We start from the raw sequence: 17394 nt of genomic DNA, 5'->3' as shown, positions 1-17394 counted from the left end.
TAATGGATACTCTATTACTTTTAACGATATTAATTGTCATATGCGCTTTGGTATTTGACTTCATTAACGGATTTCACGATACCGCAAACGCAATCGCCACCTCAGTTTCGACAAAAGCTCTGAAGCCGCGGCACGCAATCGTCATGGCCGCCATCATGAACTTTCTCGGAGCGATGACATTTACCGGTGTGGCGAAAACCATTACAAAGGACATTGTGAATCCTTATACATTAGACAACGGGTCAGTTGTCATTCTGGCGGCTCTACTCGCCGCAATCGCCTGGAACTTGATCACATGGTATTTCGGCATTCCGAGCAGCTCTTCACATGCGATTATCGGAGCGATCGCCGGTGCGGCCATTGCAGCGTCAGGTTTTGCGACGCTTAATTATAAAGGGTTCATTAAAATTATCGAAGCACTTATTTTATCACCGATCATCGCCTTTGTTCTCGGCTTTATCGTATATTCGATCGTGAAGCTGATTTTTAAAGACAGCAATCTGGCGAAAACAAATAAACGCTTCCGCAGAGTGCAGATTTTGACGGCTGCCATTCAGTCCTATACACACGGAACGAACGACGCGCAAAAAGCGATGGGTATCATTACGATGGCGCTTATGACGGCCAATTTACATAAAAGTGATGCCATTCCTTTTTGGGTGCAGCTCTCTTGTGCCCTGGCAATGGGTCTCGGCACATCCATCGGCGGCTGGAAAATCATTAAAACCGTCGGCGGGAAAATTATGAAAATCCGTCCGGTAAACGGCGTATCTGCCGACTTAACCGGCGCAGCCATTATTTTCGGGGCCACGTTTATTCATCTCCCTGTCAGCACGACACACGTCATTTCGTCTTCCATTCTCGGTGTGGGCGCTTCCCACCGCGTAAAAGGCGTAAACTGGGGAACGGCTAAACGGATGCTCATTACATGGGTCATCACCCTGCCGATTGCAGGTACACTCGGCGCCATCGCCTTTTTCATCTTAGATCTGTTTTTCTGATGACATCCGCTTCTTTACAGAAGCGGTTTTTTTTGTGACAGGAAAATGATGTCATGACATAGAATGAACATAGCAGACCATTTTTCAAATTGTGAGGGATGCTCATGCTTTTGTTTTTTCAGATTATGGTGTGGACGATGGCGGCCGCACTCATTTTATATGTGTACGCATCCTGGCGGTATGAGGCAAAGGTAAAAGAAAAAATGTTTGCCATCCGTAAAACGTGGTATTTACTATTTGTACTGGGCTCCATGGTCTATTGGACATATGATCCTGAATCGCTCTTTGCCGCATGGAGACAATATTTGATTGTTGCCGTCTGCTTTGCCCTTATTGATGCGTTTATCTTTTTGAGCGCGTATATCAAAAAGCTCGCCGGCAATGAATTAGAGACGGATACGCGGGAAATTTTAGAAGAAAATAACGAAATGCTTCACTCCTATCTTGAAAAACTGAAAACCTATCAATATCTGTTGAAAAATGAACCGATCCATGTATATTATGGAAGTACAGAAGCTTATGCGGAAGGCATCAGCAGACTGCTGGCCGCTTATGCCGAAAAAATGAATGTCACGGCTTCCTTGTGCGACTATTCCGCACAATCGGATAAGGACCGCTTGACGGAGCATATGCCTGATGCGGCAGACGTTCAGTCCCGTCTTAACCGTAAAGACGTCTACTATGATCAAAAAGGCAGGCTTGTGCTTATTCCGTTTACAGTCCAGAACCGCCATTACGTGATCAAACTCACGTCGGAAAACCTGTTGACGGAATTCGATTATTTGCTTTTCACATCGCTAACGAGCATTTATGATTTAATGCTGCCAATAGAAGAGGAAGGTGACGGTTAAATGGAGCAGGCATTTCAAAACGGGCAGCCGGAACAAAGAGCGAAACCGTTCAAAATGTTTAAAAAACGTTCAATGACAAGTATCGCAAGTTACCAGGTCAGCCCTCATACCGCCAGAATTTTCAAAGAAAACGAGCGGCTGATTGACAAGTATAAACAAAAAAAAGCTTGATTACACTAAGGACAGGAGACACGGCTCTTGTCCTTATTCCTTTTTTCCTTTTCTTTCATATAATAAAACTAACAAAGAGATGCGACAGGTGATGATGTGAAGAAAATTGTCAGGCGCGTAAAGTTTGTGGATTACGGACGCTTCGGGCTTTCCGCTTATTCGCTGAGGATGCGGGCGAGGAATCTCGGGCTATTGAACCGGTTAAAAAAGAAAAAAGGCTGAATCCCGCAATGTGAACGGGACTCAGCCTTTTTTGTTAAAGCTGCATCAGAATTTTCGCTTTTACAGCGGGACCGTAGACGCCGTCAGACGTCAGTCCGTTTACAGATTGGAAGCGGGCCACGGCATCTGCGGTTTTCGGACCGTAGATACCGTCAATGCCGTTATTGACAGCTCCTTTTTCAGGATAGAAATAAAGCGCGGCGAGCGCGTTTTGCACCTGGTATACCTTTTCACCGGACGTGTACGGCTCTGTCAGCTGAATCACCTCGTCCGGAAGAGAATACAGTGCTTCAACCGGCGGGCTGACGATCAGTACTTGTCCGACTTTAATCAGGTTCGGGTCAGCGATGTTATTCCATTTCTGCAGATCGGCCACGCTGACGCCGAATTTCCGCGCGATCGCTGACAGCGTATCTCCTTTTTGGACGGTATACGTCTGTCTTTCCCCAGAACCGATTCCCGCTTTAAACTCATCCCATGTATCCAACAGTCTTCTCGGACAAAGCTTTCCTGACCAATGCTTGTGCGCAACGACATTTGCAAGCGGGATGCCGTGCGACGTCATTAATGTGCGGATGAGCCATTGGGCGTTTGCCACGGCCTGTGAAAAGTTGCCGTCTGCGTTTTCACAAATTTCAATACCGATGGATTTACGGTTGCCGTCCCCGTTTCCGTCACCGGCATGCCAGCCGTTTTCGTTCAGCGGAAGATGCTGATAAATTTCCGTATCATCGACTGTGAAATGCCAGCTTGTCGGTGTATCGGGATTTTTCACATAGCTTGCGTGACTTTTGGCGTTAGCTCCGACTGCGGTATTGGCTGTATTGTGCACCGTAATGTAAATCGGTGTCATTGCATAGCCTGGGCGGTTATTGTTTCCTGCCGGGATAAAATCCTGTGTGATTTTTACCATATTCTCATCTCTCCTATTTCGATAAATTGTTTATTTTTAATAAAGCCTGCTGTTTTTTCCCTTTTGCTGTAACGTAATTGTTTTTAAACCAGGCGGCGGCAGTCGTTATGATTGTAAAAACGGCCGACCCGGCGGCATACAGCGTATCTGCAAGCTGGCTGACCTGGTCCTCCTGAATATTCAGCGGCGATTTGCCGAACATCAGCAAAGTTTGATTCAATAAAGCAAGCAAAAGAAGCACCGTCCTGACGACCGTGCCTTTGTCCGCGAATTTCATATCGGTTTCCCCCCTACTTTTGCAGCAGATTGTACATGATGGCGATGGCTCCGCCAATGACGCCCGTGCAGATTGCTGTCACGATCGCTCCTGTAATGGTCCGCTTAATCCATGTTGTGTTTTCGTCAATTTTGTTCAGTTTTTCATTCAGCGTCATGATTTGCTGATCCTGCCGGTCGGATACCCGCTCTAATGCGGCCACCCGCTGTTCAAGCACCTTTTGTTCACCTTTGATGCCTGCGAATTCTTTTTGCACCGCTTGTTCATCCAGAAGCACTTCCGCTCCCCCCTCTTACATTGTTCTCACCTCCCTTCGGAAGTTTCATTCTTAAGAAAATGCCGTGCCTTTGACAGAAAGGCTCCCGCCGGAAATGCTTTTGATTTCCATGACGATTTCCTTAAAGCCGGCAATATCAAATAACCACACTTCTTCTGTGCCTGACGTACCGGCGGCTGATGTTCCGTCTTCAGACCTGATTCCTCTGATCGGCACATTTCTTCCCGAGATGGATCTCCCCCAAAACGCGATATGGCCCGACTCAGCCGTGCCGGTGATTTCGACGAGAAGTTTTTTCCAAGCGCCAGCTGAGAAGATGCTTCCCTCGCCCGCCTCTGCTGCATTTTCATGAAAAATCACGTCTGTATATGAAAACGCCATATCACCGCCCGTACCGACAGATTGGTATAAAACAAATTCGGACTGCTTTTGATTTCCATTTTCAAAACGGAACCGGTAATATCTTTTTGTCAGACTGACCCACCCCGAAGCGGTCAGCACTCCGCCTTTGACTGCGACAGAATGTGAAGCCGTCCACGAATTGTTATCCTCGCTCTCTTCGATAAAAAGAGTTCCGCTGCGGTCCGAATAAGCCCACCCCTGTGCTCTGTCTATTAAGACGGCTCCTAAACGGTCTTGTCCGAATTGGCTGTATACTTCAATCGCTTCTAGCGGCGTATTGGTAAGAAGCTCTGTCATTCCGGACAAATCAGCAACCGGTGTGACATAATCGTTTTTGTTACCGCGATAAGCTTTTACTGCGCCGGGTCTGCCAAGTTGATCGGCGGGAAATTCAAATGAATGCTTTTTCATCGGCCGTCCTCCTTTTCTGATTTATTAAAAATGACAAATAAAAAAAGCCGTTCGGCTTATGACACAGCATTTTTATAGTTTTCGTATGTTTCACCCGTTATTTCTTGAAATTCCTCAGGCGTGATATACTTCGCGGCCACACCTTCAGCCAGATCTTCGGCAGAGCAGTCATCATAGCCCATAGCCTGTTTTACCATTTCTATTGAGGCCCACTTATAAAACAAAGCGTAAACCCAAAAGTTAAGTCTCTTCATTTTTTCATTCTCCTTTTACGTTTAATAATTCTAATTTTAAAGATACTAATTGTTCACCTAAAGCTTTATTCAGCATCTCTGTTTTCTCCCTTGCCACCACTTCGGCAGACAATTGTACACCTAAAGCATTTTGAGCTTGTTCTGCTTGTTTTCTCACAAGTTTTTCATCTGCCAGTTGCTGTCCGATTTCTTTCAACTGTTCCACGATGGGATCCGGCTCCACCACATCCTGATACTTGTTTTTTTGATTTTCCTTATATTCTTTATCAGCAGATTCGTTCCAAATTTTATTTACTTCATCAAACTGCGGTCTCCATAAGCCGTCCGGAGGTTTTATGGTTGTTGAGTTTTGCGGCATTGAACTTGATGTACTGTTTAAGATTTCAGGCCTTTGAAAATAAAAATTCTCATCATACAAAAAGACTTGCATATTCATCCCCCATTACAAAGTGAAATTATTATCTATTGAAATCCCTGTAATATTCCCCTCTATTTTGGCGTATTTTCCGTTAATTCTCAGTTCTCCCGTTGGTTCGGCATAATATTTTGTTATCCCGGTTGTTCCAAAGAGTGGGGCAGCCATTGATTTCTGTGTTGAAGGGTGAGCTTCAGAAGGAAGTACAGCGAAAATGCTGTCGAAATCTGGAGGAACCACTTCACCACGAGTGAATACCTGGTTGCCCCACACTGCATACTGAGGATTTCTTGCGCCAGCCTTATGCCCATTAATTAGTGTTAAATCATACCAGGTCATTTTATTAAATTCTTCTTCAGTAAATAGACGTTTCCACCCCTTAAAAACACCGTCTGTATGAACAGTCGCAATCCATACATTATTATCGTAACTTCTCCAAGCCAAAATCGACTTTCTACCTGACTCACTCTCAATCACATCATAGTTAAAAAAGGAATTATCATTTTCAACCGGATTGTTTTTCAGCTGAGCACCCATTCCATAATAAAATCCCGAGCTCAGTGCCAGTATGTCTGATCCGCTTTCTAAGCGTGTCCGTTTCCCATCATCCTTTGTCAATTTCGCCAACTGGCCGCCGTTCCATTTGTCTCTTTCGATAGGACTTATATGAATTGATGAATCTATCGCATGTGCATCGACCTTTGACTGCGCTCCAGCTATGGATTCAATTGGATACCAATTGATTGCTGTTTGATTAGAGTTATAGTAAAACCACCATGCGTTACCCTTTACGTCTACAGCATAACCATTACCTATTCCCGGCTGCCCCACTAACTGCATACCGCGCAGACTCGTATTTGACGGGTTGTCTGTTACTGCATTGGTTCCGTAAAATGTTACAGAACCAACGTCTTTTAACGAGTCATAAAACGAGCCGGAAGTTAAATTGATTTTTTGGGTGCCATTATCGGCGGTGATTTTAAACAGCTGGCCTGCGTTCCATGTATCCTTCTCAGCTTTCGTTACATGGATATCAGTCTGCTTTGTGTGGGCATCGACTTTTTTTTGGGCGCCTTCCGAAGTTTCTAACTGAACCCAATCAGTCCAGCCGGAAGCTTTAAGGGTTTTTCTCCATGTGCCGCCTTCATAATCCATCGCCAGAGCCTCACCATAAGACTTGAATCCGATATATAAACCTCTGGCGGATAGCGGGGGAGTATGAACTCCCGTGTTATTTGTGTAAAAGAAAAAAGATTGATTAAGCTGATCTACAATTTGATGAAAATCCAAGCCATCTTGTATACTTATTAAATATTTCCCTGAATCATCCGTCAGCTTTGTTAATTGCCCGTTATTCCACTTCTGGCGCTCTTCCTTCGTCACATGCCGGTCCAGATCTTGATTGTGCCGGTCGAAATCTTTTTTTGCTGCCTGCTGGACATTGTCCACGTTTCCGAGACCGATTTGGGCCTTTGTCGTTTTGTGCGGGTTGTTCATGTCGTTTTTATGGGCCGCCAGATCCGTGTGGGCGTCTTTTATGCCTTTTTCCCAGCGGTTGACGTCATCTTCGTTAATCGGATCGTCCGGAAGCCAGTCTGTTTTTTCTTCGTAAGCCATCGTTACACCACCTCAAAGGTAAATCTTAAATCAAGCGTTCTGTTATTGCTGAGATCTAAATTTGTTTTTCGTTCTGTGATGACGCTTCCTGTTTCGTCAAGCATCTGCACGGTTTCAATGTGTTTGACGTCTTCTTCCCTGCGTGTGAGAACGGTGACTGCGGCATCTTTTACGGAAATGTCCGCAATCGGAGTTTCTTTGCCGTTTAACAGCACTTTTGTGATCCTGTTTTTCAGATCGGCTGCGGCACGCTGTCTGTAAGCGGCTGATATCATGGTAAGACCACCTCGTTATTGTTGAGTGTGACGGAATAACCGACCTTCAGTTCACTGACTTTTCGGTATCTCCGATTGTTGAGAATGACCCGGTCTTTGATTTCCAGTGTTTCGTTTAATGCGGCTCTCAGTGTATACGCCAAATGAGCGGGTTTGATTTTTTCAAGCGTTTCAATCAGCTCGTTCATGTGCTGCAGGTCATCAAGCCCGATATCGGCATAAAAACGATACTGCCCCGGAAACATCCGAACGTAAGCTGACGGATGTTTTAAAAAACGGTTTAGCGCCTGCTCGATCGCTTGATGTGTGATGGGCGGAATATTCGACATCTTCGAAATCAGCCTGAGCCGTCTCATATCCTCCGTGTCACCTGATTCCCGCGGTATTTTTAATATTTTTTCCCAGCGGTCAAGCCCCCACGTCGCCGTCGTGATAAAGAGCTGATCTGTCAAATCGAAAATATCGTTATTCTGCCGCTCAAACTCAGGAGCTTCCGCCTCAAGCAGCTGTGCCATCTCTTTTAATCGGGTTAAAAACGGCGGGAGGTACGCCGTCATCTCATCGAGTCTGCTCAAGGATTGTCACCTCTTTGAGTTTAGGAATTTCCACGTCACTGAGCACGAGGTTTTCCGCCGCACCGTTCATTTTGATATCGGCGTAGTCACTGACGGATGCCGAGTTATAAACGATGTTGTTAATTTGTGATAAACGGACGGTGTTTTCTTCGAAGGCCATTTTCTTAAATAAATTCAGGACGCCTTTTTCAATCTCCGCTTTTACGTCATCGATCGAGCTGTTCAGCTCAGGCAGCACGGAAGCGGAGATTTCGATTTCCTTCCATACGGCGCTTTCCACCGTTACTGCCGCTCCGATCGGCGCCTGTCCTTCTCCCTGCTCTTCGTCCGGATCAATATAATCCTTTACTTTCTTGATCAGAATATCTGATGCCGGTTCCAAATTCGCATTTGTGATGACAACCTTCACCGTTCCGGCTCCGTTCCAAAGCGGGAAGATTTTCGCCCTGCCGACGCCGTCAACCTCTTCGGCCCATTGTTTATAATGCTGTTTATTTGCGCTGACTGCCTCCCGGCGGACACGGGTAAAATAGCGCGCCCTTAAGCTGTTGTCGTCTTCTTCCTCACGGCCGGGAATTAATATATCGCGCATGACTGCTTTCTCAAGCCCGGGTATCGTATCAAGCGGCAGCAGGTTCTGCCCTGAAATGCCGGCATTGCCCGCTTCACCGGCTGTTTCACATTCAAGCGTTCCATCCCCCGTATATTGAAAATACAGGTTATCAACGAAGAAACGGGAGCCTGGCGGAATGGTGATGCCCGCTGTGAATTCTCCGGCTCTGACCGCTTTTGTGGCAGGTGTTCGTTCAATTCCCGCTTCAGCAGCACGCCTGTCCAGAAATTCTCCCTGAGCCGTATCGGAAAACACGAGCTCCAGCACGGTATCAAGCCAAATATAAGACTTTGCGAGCTCAGCGGCCGCAGGCGCGAGCGCATTGTAAATGACGCTGCCTTCTCTCGTATCAATATCCGCCGTAACGCGCGCCAGCATTCTGTCCATAATGTCGTCAAACGTCTGAGCTTCAAACATCCTCACCCAGCACCTCCTCTATCTCAAGCATGCCCTCATCAGTTTCAACGGTAAAAGAGACGATGAAGGCATCATCTTTTTTCTCAATCTCAAAATTGGTAACGGCCAAAATACGGTCATCATACAGCAAGGCTTCTTCTATCAGTCTTGGAATCTCCATTTTTTTATAAGCATCCGTCGTGTTCTGATCTGAAAGCACTTCCTGAAGTTCGTTTCCGATATCATGACTGAAAACCGAATATGAATACCGTTCTGTGTGAAGAGCGATATAGACGAATTGTCTGATTGCGTCCAGTCCGTTTATCAGTTCATTGGTAATCCGGTTGTTTTCAAAATCAATTCGGTAGGTTTGTGAAGTCTCAACGGCCTCACTCGCATCCTCCAAATCTTCAAATTCGATTTCCGGTGTCAGGGCCATTGCACCCGCTCCTTTTAGATTTGATCATGTAAAAAAGCCCTCTTCGGATGATGAAGCGGCTTTAATAGGCTGATATTCTCGTACATTTCCGTCCGGATGCCGGTTAAATTTTGTCCAGTACAAAGAAAGACTGTCCTCCTGTTAAAGCGGCGGTCATCACCCGATCTCCCGCCTGGAGCTGATCCTCTTCTCCGGATCTCAGCCGCTTCGGCAAAATAAGTGCATCAGACGGAATCAAAAGTTTGTCGTGATCTTTCAGTTTCAGCTCGAGCGGCGAAACGGAGGTCACTTCGGCCGGCATCAGCTCCACCGGCGCTTCGGCGTCAACCGCTCCGACGGCTAAATGTTTAATGGCATCACTTAATCTCATCAGGATGTCCCCTCCGGAAGTGAATTTTTCTCCGTGACGTCAATCGTCATGGTATGTTTTGTTCCTTGGAATTCATGGCGGTCCGTATCTACATAATAGGTTTTCTTCAGCCCGATTTCCGGAATTGAGATATAGACCGGCAATCCGCTTTCCAACCCAGGAATACCGATCGCCTGTATATTTTTCAGCTCTTTCTTAACGCCTTTTTTCTCAGCCTGCTTCACTTTTGCGCGCTGTTTCAGCTGGGCTTCATTAATGTCGTCAGAAACCGTTTCGGTATACTGCAAAACGCCGAATGTTTTCATGCCCGCGCTGTCTGACGCGGAAGCCTTCACGGTTTTATTGTCTTTTTGCAGCCGCATGACGACACGGGTTGCGGTGTCATCAATTGAGGTGCTGTATTGATACCCTGTGATATTAACTCCTGTTTCCAGCACCCATATGTCAGACGGCTCCGGCCATTCACGCAAGCCGAGCCTGCCTTTTTCTGAATAGAGCTGATAATTGCGCCCCGTCTGGCTTTTTGTCTGCTTTAAAGCTTTTAGCATCATATCGTAAAGGCTTGTATCATTTTTAAAAACGAGTGATTTAATGGTATGGCCTGTGTTGGCAATGGATGTGACGGGAATTTGAAAATCGCTGGCGATCCTTTTTAATATTTGATCGGCGCGCTTGTTGGAAAACACGTAAACGTCCTGGTTTTTCACAAGGTATTGAAGCATATCGTATGCGGTGAAGGCGACGGTATGCTCATCGGGCGTTCTTGCAAAAACAACGCCGCGGAACAGCTCTTTTCCGTTCCATTTGAACAAAACCGTGTCCCCTTCTGATACGCCGTAATACGTCTGGCTGCCCTGCTTTACGACAATCTTCGCTTCGATGGAGCGGGGCGCCTGATATCTGTGTCCTTCCAGCGTGACGCTTTCTGTGACAAGCTCGAGCCACTCCGTTTCTTTTATGACAAATAGTTCAATCATCTTTTCACCCGTTTCATTGCGGTATCTTCAGCTTCTGCCCCGGGAAGATCCAATGCCCCGGCTGCCGGATATTCCGTTTGCTGCGCTTAATCATGGCGGTTTTATTCGCGTTCCAGATTTTCCGCCACTCCGTGTGTTTTCCGTAAAACTTGCCGGCGATGTCCCAAAGCGTATCCCCTTTTTTGACGGTATATGTTTTGGGTGAAGCTTTGGACGGGCGCTTCGCTTTCGTTTTTTTCTTTTGTTTGATTTTTCTTGGCGAAGCGGTTTTATATTCTTTCAGTACGATATCAAAATTCCGGTCGCCGATTTCATTGTCACCTTCGCTGTAATTAAAGCTTTCAATGCTGCATGTGACATTGATTTTTGTCCCTGTAATCAAAAACTGAACGGGTTTTTTCGCTTTCATCCATGCTTCAATGGCTGAAATGGCTTTTTCCGGCGAAGGGATGCTTTGATATTCGGCAATCGGGCTGTACCGTTTCGGAAAAAAAGAAGAGAACGAAATTTCTTTCGCTCCCGGTTCTTCGATAAACGTCACCTCTCCAAGTCCGGTGACTTTCACGGAATCATTCTGCACGCTGTTTGCGATATCAATCGCTTCAGGGAGAACGGGAAGCCGGAGCTTGTCCTTTCCCTGAGACAGCCAAAATTCGTAAACAGATTTAGTCAAAAGCAACGGCCCCCTTTGCTCCGGTATAAATGTCTTTTTGCAGTTCATCAATCAGCGCCTGTTTGATTTTGGCGGCGAGGCTGTCGGCGTCCTGTCCGTTATGGAAATGCTGATCGCCGCTGAATTCGATTTTAATTTCTTTTGTTCCCGTTTTTTGAACGGTTTGTCCGCCGCCTTTAACGGCTGCGGAAACCGTGCCGGCTGAAAGCGCCGCCGGTTCCGTCTGTGACGGGTCGGACACTTCCATGCCGAGCGCTTGAGCCGCTTTTTGCAGCAGATAACGGCCGCGGATGCCCCGCTCTTCAGGGATGATCCACTCCCGTTTGTTCCCTTCGCCGACACGGGCGATCTGCTCCTTGGTAATCAGACCCCCATTGGCATAACCGACGTAAGGGCCTCCATGAGCCATACTTTTAATCCCGGGGACATTGCTGATCGAGCCGTATCGGCTTTTAATATAGCCGATAGCGGCAGCGGCGTTATGAATTGGATTTCTGATATCATTCATGCCCGGCGCTTTGTGATCTTCAAAGGTGCTCGGAATCGTCTGCATAAGCCCCTGTGACGGGTGTCCGGCTTTGGCGTTGCTGTCCCATAGATTAATGGAATTAGGGTTGCCGCCTGACTCATGCTGTGCGATCGTCATTAATCCCGGAAGCCAGCTGATCGGCGTATTGGTTGCTTTCATTGCGGCCAAAAGCCACTCTTTGACGCTTCCTCCCGCTGCACCCATGCCGGAAAAGGCTGCTGCAAGCGAGCCTGCCTGTTTTTCGGCGTATTTTTTCACGTCAACTGAGCCGAGCCCTTTGACGACGCCGACTGAAGCAAAGCGTCCGAGACTCATCATGACACGGGAAGGAGAGTGAATATCAAGCTCTTCCCTGAATGCGTCCTCGACTTTTTTGGCCATTTCTTTGGCAGCCTGTTTGACTTCGCTTCCTTTTGCAGTCATCCCTGATACGAAGTGTCCGATCAGGCCTGACCCCCAGCCGTTCGCGGAATCTCTTGATTGCACAAACGGTTTATTGATATGTGTGCTTACGTATTGCGACGTTCCCGTATCTTTTGCATTCTGTCCGGCCGAATATCCTTTCACCGTTGCGGCGCCCCATGATGACGATTGATTAACCGCCGATTGATAAGGTGTTTTCACCTTTGTTTTTAAAAATGAATCGGTGCCCGTCGGCGAAGTATTCTGACCTTTGGCATAGCCCGCAACGACTTGCTTTCCGTAACCGGATGAAGACGAAATGAGGGCATTGAACGGCGTTCCGATGTTTTTTTCCTTCCAGCCGTCCATATCCACCGCTTTTTTGCTGATTCCGCTGTCAAAGCCTTCAGTAAACTGTTTGCCGAGTGATGAAGCCGTACCGCCAAGTCCGAATGCCTCTACAGACGCCGCGGCCGATACAGATGCGGAAGAAGAAACACCGCCCGCTCCCGCCGGCACAGCAGAAGACTGAGCCGAAGCCGCGCCCATATCATCGACAACACGCATGCCGAGCTTAGACGCAGCTTGTGAAAGCAGCATCTTCCCGCGGCCGCGATTGTTGTCGACGGGGATGACAAATTCTTTACCGGCTTCACCGATCCAGGAAATGGTCGGCTTTGTAATGTAGCCGCCCGTGGCGTTTTTGTCCGTTTTTTTCTTTTTATCTCCGCCGCCTCCTGTGACAAAGTTCATTATGCCTGAAATCATTTTGCCGCCGGTTTTATCCCAAATCTTTTTCACCCAGTCGAATGCTGCAGAAAAAGCATCTGATATGGCTGTTCCCACTTTTACAAGAGGTTCTTTTATATGTTTCTCAAACCAGCCGCTTAACCCTTTCCATATACCCTTTACCGTATCTAAAGCAGTCTGGAAAGCATCTGATATTCCTTTACCGACATTTTTCACCATGTCTTTCACCGGATTCCAGACAGTATCCATGAACCAGCCGGAAACCGTACTGAAAACGGATTTAATTTTATCCCAAGCACCTGTGATTTTACTCCAAATGGACGTCGCCACTCCGACGACAGCCGATTTTACGGGCTCCCACACCGTGCTCATAAACCAGCCGGATACTGTGCTGAAGACACCTTGAATCGTCGTCCACGCATTCACGATATTTGACCAGATGCTGGTCGCCACTCCGACGACAGCCGATGAAACCGGCGTCCATACATTTTCCATGAACCAGGATGACACCGTGCTGAAAATCCCTTGAATCGTCGTCCACGCATTCACGATATTTGACCAGATGCTTGTCGCCACTCCGACGACAGCTGATGAAACCGGCGTCCATACATTTTCCATGAACCAGGATGAAACGCTTCCCCAAGTATCTTGTATTGTTGTCCAAGCACTTTGCGCCGCTTTGGAAATATCATTCCACGTGTCTTTCAAAGCCCCTGAATCAAAGGCCTCTCCCAAGCTGGAACCGCCTAAACTGCCGGCGATGCCGCCTACCGCGCCGCCGATTAATGTGCCCACTCCGGGAACAACGCTGCCGATTGCCGCTCCGGCCGCGGCTCCGGCAAGACCGCCGCCTGCTGAGCCGACCTTCTCTCCTGCATTATCTTTATTGATGCCGGCTAAATCAGTAAGTGATAACAATTCACCTATGCCGGGAATTCCTTTAGCGGCACCTTTTAACCCTTTCAAACCGCCTTTTAGCGCCTTTGAATCTCCTAAGCCTTTCAAAAGCGCGCCGATGCCTTTACCTGCCCCTTTTGTTTTCGGCGTGTTTACGGATGCCTGTTTGCTTCCCTTTGCGGATGAACCTCGTTTTGAAGATTTATTCCGCTCTTCGACTTTACTGCTTTTACCCCTCGTCACTCCGGTACAGCAGCAGCAGCCCCCCAAAGCCCCGCCGGTTTTTTTGGCTGACTTTCCTGAAGATTTTGGCGCTGTTACCGTGCGCTGTGAACCCTTTGTCAGATCAGGACGCTTCGGGCTGTTGGTGCCGCCGGCAGAAAGGCCGCCCTTACTCTTTTCTTTTTTCGTGCCGCCGCCTAATAATCCGCCGATATTGAGTTTGCCTAATTTTTCAGCGATTCCTGAAAATATTTTTTCTATTAATTCCCCGGCTTTTTCGATGATTTTGTCCGGGCTGAATTTCTCAAATTTCTTGGCAATCTTGCTTACAATTTTATCAACAAATGCCTCGGCTTTTTCGATGATCGCATCAGGACTGAATTTGCCGAACTTTTTATCAATGCCTCCGAACAGTGAGGATGTAAACTGCTCCACTTTTTCCAAAATCTTATCCGGATTGAGAAAATCGAATTTCTCAGAAATTCGGTCAATCGTGTCATTTACAAATTGTTCGGCGCGGTCGATTAGCTTATCAGGACTGAATTTACCGACAACGTCGTCGACTTTCTTCATAAACGAATCAGTAAAATGATCCAGCTCTTTCAATATGGTCTCCGGACTGAATTTGCTGACAACGTCATCTATCTTTTTCATAAATGAATCAGTGAATTTATCCAGTTCTTTCAATATGGCTTCCGGACTGAATTTACTCACGACCCCGTCTACCTTTTTCATAAACGAATCAGCGAATTTGTCCAGCTCTGCTAAAATTGTCTCAGGGCTGAATTTACTTGCGATCTCATCTACTTTTCCCATGAATGAGGTCGTGAACTTGTCCAGCTCTGCTAAGATTGTTGCCGGACTGAATTTGCTTGCGATTTCGTCCACTTTCCCCATGAATGAGGTCGTGAACTTGTCCAGTTCGGTTAATATCGTTGCCGGGCTGAATTTGCTCGCGATTTCGTCTACTTTTCCCATGAATGATGTCGTGAACTTGTCCAGTTCGGTTAATATCGTCTCCGGGCTGAATTTGCTCGCGATTTCGTCTATTTTTCCCATGAATGACGTTGTGAACTTGTCCAGCTCTGCTAAAATCGTCTCAGGGCTGAATTTGCTTGCGATCTCATCTACTTTTCCCATGAATGAGGTCGTGAACTTGTCCAGTTCGGCTAATATCGTCTCAGGGCTGAATTTGCTCGCGATTTCGTCCACTTTCCCCATGAATGAGGTCGTGAACTTGTCCAGCTCTGCTAAAATCGTCTCAGGGCTGAATTTGCTCGCGATTTCGTCCACTTTTCCCATGAATGACATTGTGAACTTATCCAGTTCGGTTAATATCGTCTCCGGGCTGAATTTGCTCGCGATTTCGTCTACTTTCCCCATGAATGACGTTGTGAACTTGTCCAGTTCGGCTAAAATCGTCTCAGGGCTGAATTTGCTCGCGATTTCGTCCGCTTTCCCCATGAATGAGGTCGTGAACTTGTCCAGCTCTGCTAAAATCGTCTCAGGGCTGAATTTGCTTGCGATTTCATCCGCTTTCTTCATAAAGTTTGCAGCGAATTTATCCAGTTCCGCTATGATTGTTTCCGGATAAAATTTGGATGCGATGTCATTGACTTTTTTCATGAAGGTGTCTGCAATGGAGTCAAGCATTGAAAAATCGTTTTTCGGCGAAGCAGGAGCAGCAGATGCAGAAGCTTTTCCGACGTCCGGCATATTCTTTTGCATTGCAGCCAGCTGTGCTGTCACCTTTTCGTTTAACGATAATTGAATGACATTGTTTTTTCCCGTCAGCGAATCAATGCCCGCTGAAATTCGGCCGACTGTTTTCATGACGTGATCTATGACGCGTATAGTGACAGAGTACCCGTTCTTTAACGCAGATTGCATATAGCGTTTGATGCGTTCCATGGCAGGGGTCACTTCGTCTGACGCATACAGTGAAACGGTAAATCCTTTAAAACCTGCAGCCAGATCCCGCAATCTCTCTAATGCCGCTGTCGCGCTGTCTTTTGCTCCTATTTTAATGGTTAAAGACGCAGGCAGACCCGCTAATTGGGTTTGCACCTTTTGAATGACGGCACTGGCTCCGTCTTCAGCTGAAATAGAGATCATTTGTGCGCCCAGCTTTCTTTTCATAGAGCGCTGGATGCGGTCAATTGTTCTTAAAACAGATTTACTCTCTTTGCGTATATCAATTTCACTTTGGCGTTTTGTCATTTTCCTGTATTTCTCAAGCGCTCTGAAGCCATTTTGGATTTTCCTTATTTTCTTTGAAACCCGATCTTCCAATTCAAAACGGGCGGTCAGCTTTGCCATGATGTCGCTCCCCCTTTCTTCGCTTGTTTTTCAAGAATGTCCAGCTTGTAACCGATTAAACCGTACAACAGCGCCTTAAAATGTCTCGGTGCTTCATATAACTCTTTCAGTTCTGATGGAGAATAATGAAGCTCATGCATCGCGTAATAGAGATACACGGCTTCCTTATTCCCATCTTTTATCAGTTTTTTGCTTCTTGCTCCAGATCTTCTAATTCATCTTCAAAACCGTTGATCTCAATCGCTTTATTCAGCCAATTTGCATACTCACCGCCGACTGAAAGCACGCGTTTTGCCACCTCGACCGGATCTGCCGTTTTGTAAGCGTCGCGGAGCTCCTTAGACCGGAAATCAGGGTAAATCGTAGATTCAACCGCGATCCGCGCATAGAAGCGCTGGCTGTCTAAGTCTTTTACGCGGCCTCTGCCTTTCACATTTTTATATGTCGTGCTTTCCTTCTCCAGTTCGTCAATGCGCTCAGTCGTAATGGCTTTAAAAATAAAAGGCACGATGTTTCCTTTTTTATCGACAAAACGCTTTGAAAGCGGAACCCGAATCTCCTCAGCCTCGACTGTTTTACCCGGCATAAAAAATGACAGATCATATACTTGTTCGTTTTTTTCGCTCATGATGAAAACTCCCTTACTTTTTTTTATAAAAAACAGGCCTGTAAAAAGGCCTGTTTCACTCATACCGATCTTAATTAAAACGTTTCAGAAAGCTTTTCCGGCACATCGAAATCTTCAAAGGTAAACGGCACTTCTTCTTCGAGTGCTTCTGAGTCTACGTCCAGTCCGGCGATTTTTGCAGAATCAAAGTTGACGTCATACAGAGTGACGCGTTCTGTTCCGCGGCCCGATGATTTGTCATCAAGTACGGCTTGCAGCGTAAAATACGGGTCGCTGCCTTTTTTGACGTAATCCATCATAAGGACGGCGAATTTGGATGTGACCTTATAGAATGTTGCCGTGCCCGTTCCGTTGGCGCCTGTTGTTTTATGTCCCGTCATGCGGCGGCCCATGATGTTTACTTCTGATTTGTTTTTTTCCACGTTTGCTTCAAACGTTTTAATATGCGCCATCTCTTCTCCGTCAAGAAATAAACGGCCTTCTTTTCCTGAAATCGTGTTTTGCGCTTTTAATGCCAT

22 protein-coding genes are annotated in these 17394 nt (G+C 46.7%); 4 read left to right on the top strand and 18 right to left on the bottom strand.

Annotated elements, in window-relative coordinates:
* Positions 1 to 2: 2 nt before the first annotated feature.
* From RUW00_RS00465 to RUW00_RS00450, 4 genes are all read left to right on the top strand, one after another.
* Complete coding sequence (locus RUW00_RS00465; protein WP_003154805.1) at positions 3 to 1001, top strand: inorganic phosphate transporter; 999 nt, start codon at positions 3 to 5, stop codon at positions 999 to 1001.
* Between the two features lie 104 nt (positions 1002 to 1105).
* Positions 1106 to 1852, top strand: a complete 747-nt coding sequence (locus RUW00_RS00460) for a type II toxin-antitoxin system SpoIISA family toxin (RefSeq protein ID WP_007407256.1) — start codon at positions 1106 to 1108, stop codon at positions 1850 to 1852.
* Complete coding sequence (locus RUW00_RS00455) at positions 1853 to 2023, top strand: type II toxin-antitoxin system SpoIISB family antitoxin (RefSeq protein ID WP_003154807.1); 171 nt, start codon at positions 1853 to 1855, stop codon at positions 2021 to 2023. It abuts the gene before it with no gap.
* Between the two features lie 96 nt (positions 2024 to 2119).
* Positions 2120 to 2245 carry a hypothetical protein gene (locus RUW00_RS00450; RefSeq protein WP_003154809.1) on the top strand — a complete coding sequence of 42 codons (126 nt, stop codon included), beginning with the start codon at positions 2120 to 2122 and terminating at the stop codon, positions 2243 to 2245.
* A gap of 34 nt (positions 2246 to 2279) precedes the next feature.
* Here the strand turns inward: RUW00_RS00450 and RUW00_RS00445 are convergent, their stop codons facing one another.
* The 18 genes from RUW00_RS00445 to RUW00_RS00360 form a co-directional block, all read right to left on the bottom strand.
* A complete protein-coding gene (locus RUW00_RS00445; RefSeq protein WP_007407257.1) occupies positions 2280 to 3158 on the bottom strand; it encodes an N-acetylmuramoyl-L-alanine amidase in 879 nt (292 codons plus the stop codon).
* Between the two features lie 13 nt (positions 3159 to 3171).
* Positions 3172 to 3435, bottom strand: coding sequence for a phage holin (locus RUW00_RS00440; protein ID WP_003154813.1), 264 nt, complete (start codon positions 3433 to 3435; stop codon positions 3172 to 3174).
* A gap of 13 nt (positions 3436 to 3448) precedes the next feature.
* A complete protein-coding gene (locus RUW00_RS00435) occupies positions 3449 to 3712 on the bottom strand; it encodes a hemolysin XhlA family protein (RefSeq protein WP_003154815.1) in 264 nt (87 codons plus the stop codon).
* A gap of 51 nt (positions 3713 to 3763) precedes the next feature.
* A complete protein-coding gene (locus RUW00_RS00430) occupies positions 3764 to 4525 on the bottom strand; it encodes a phage portal protein (protein ID WP_095271625.1) in 762 nt (253 codons plus the stop codon).
* A 56-nt stretch (positions 4526 to 4581) separates the two neighbouring features.
* Entirely contained in the window at positions 4582 to 4779 is a 198-nt protein-coding gene (locus RUW00_RS00425) for an XkdX family protein (RefSeq protein ID WP_007610833.1), read from the bottom strand.
* 4 nt (positions 4780 to 4783) lie between these two features.
* Complete coding sequence (locus RUW00_RS00420; protein ID WP_029973065.1) at positions 4784 to 5209, bottom strand: XkdW family protein; 426 nt, start codon at positions 5207 to 5209, stop codon at positions 4784 to 4786.
* 12 nt (positions 5210 to 5221) lie between these two features.
* Positions 5222 to 6811, bottom strand: coding sequence for a hypothetical protein (locus RUW00_RS00415; protein ID WP_029973066.1), 1590 nt, complete (start codon positions 6809 to 6811; stop codon positions 5222 to 5224).
* A 2-nt stretch (positions 6812 to 6813) separates the two neighbouring features.
* A complete protein-coding gene (locus RUW00_RS00410) occupies positions 6814 to 7086 on the bottom strand; it encodes a hypothetical protein (RefSeq protein ID WP_003154822.1) in 273 nt (90 codons plus the stop codon).
* On the bottom strand, positions 7083 to 7661 hold the full coding sequence (locus RUW00_RS00405) for a YmfQ family protein (RefSeq protein WP_007407262.1): 579 nt from the start codon (positions 7659 to 7661) through the stop codon (positions 7083 to 7085). Before RUW00_RS00405 ends, RUW00_RS00410 begins: the two co-directional genes overlap by 4 nt.
* Positions 7645 to 8691 carry a baseplate J/gp47 family protein gene (locus tag RUW00_RS00400; RefSeq protein WP_072177385.1) on the bottom strand — a complete coding sequence of 349 codons (1047 nt, stop codon included), beginning with the start codon at positions 8689 to 8691 and terminating at the stop codon, positions 7645 to 7647. The genes RUW00_RS00405 and RUW00_RS00400 overlap by 17 nt, the downstream gene beginning before the upstream one ends.
* The gene (locus RUW00_RS00395) at positions 8684 to 9109 is read right to left on the bottom strand and encodes a DUF2634 domain-containing protein (RefSeq protein WP_003154825.1); all 426 of its coding nucleotides are present in this window, start codon (positions 9107 to 9109) and stop codon (positions 8684 to 8686) included. The genes RUW00_RS00400 and RUW00_RS00395 overlap by 8 nt, the downstream gene beginning before the upstream one ends.
* 103 nt (positions 9110 to 9212) lie before the next feature.
* Positions 9213 to 9479 carry a DUF2577 domain-containing protein gene (locus tag RUW00_RS00390; RefSeq protein ID WP_259425373.1) on the bottom strand — a complete coding sequence of 89 codons (267 nt, stop codon included), beginning with the start codon at positions 9477 to 9479 and terminating at the stop codon, positions 9213 to 9215.
* On the bottom strand, positions 9479 to 10456 hold the full coding sequence (locus RUW00_RS00385; RefSeq protein WP_209388143.1) for an XkdQ/YqbQ family protein: 978 nt from the start codon (positions 10454 to 10456) through the stop codon (positions 9479 to 9481). The genes RUW00_RS00390 and RUW00_RS00385 overlap by 1 nt, the downstream gene beginning before the upstream one ends.
* A 13-nt stretch (positions 10457 to 10469) precedes the next feature.
* Positions 10470 to 11129 carry a LysM peptidoglycan-binding domain-containing protein gene (locus RUW00_RS00380; protein ID WP_007610816.1) on the bottom strand — a complete coding sequence of 220 codons (660 nt, stop codon included), beginning with the start codon at positions 11127 to 11129 and terminating at the stop codon, positions 10470 to 10472.
* Positions 11122 to 16248 carry a transglycosylase SLT domain-containing protein gene (locus tag RUW00_RS00375; protein WP_315956427.1) on the bottom strand — a complete coding sequence of 1709 codons (5127 nt, stop codon included), beginning with the start codon at positions 16246 to 16248 and terminating at the stop codon, positions 11122 to 11124. Before RUW00_RS00375 ends, RUW00_RS00380 begins: the two co-directional genes overlap by 8 nt.
* The gene (locus tag RUW00_RS00370) at positions 16236 to 16388 is read right to left on the bottom strand and encodes a hypothetical protein (RefSeq protein ID WP_015239684.1); all 153 of its coding nucleotides are present in this window, start codon (positions 16386 to 16388) and stop codon (positions 16236 to 16238) included. Before RUW00_RS00370 ends, RUW00_RS00375 begins: the two co-directional genes overlap by 13 nt.
* A 41-nt stretch (positions 16389 to 16429) precedes the next feature.
* Entirely contained in the window at positions 16430 to 16876 is a 447-nt protein-coding gene (locus tag RUW00_RS00365) for a phage tail assembly chaperone (RefSeq protein ID WP_003154836.1), read from the bottom strand.
* Between the two features lie 74 nt (positions 16877 to 16950).
* A complete protein-coding gene (locus RUW00_RS00360) occupies positions 16951 to 17394 on the bottom strand; it encodes a phage tail tube protein (RefSeq protein ID WP_003154837.1) in 444 nt (147 codons plus the stop codon).

Origin of the sequence: Bacillus sp. IS1 (assembly GCF_032461585.1) — a bacterium.
Taxonomy (GTDB): domain Bacteria; phylum Bacillota; class Bacilli; order Bacillales; family Bacillaceae; genus Bacillus; species Bacillus velezensis.
Note: the sequence above shows the minus strand (reverse complement) of the source record. Positions and strands in the feature narration are given on the sequence as shown.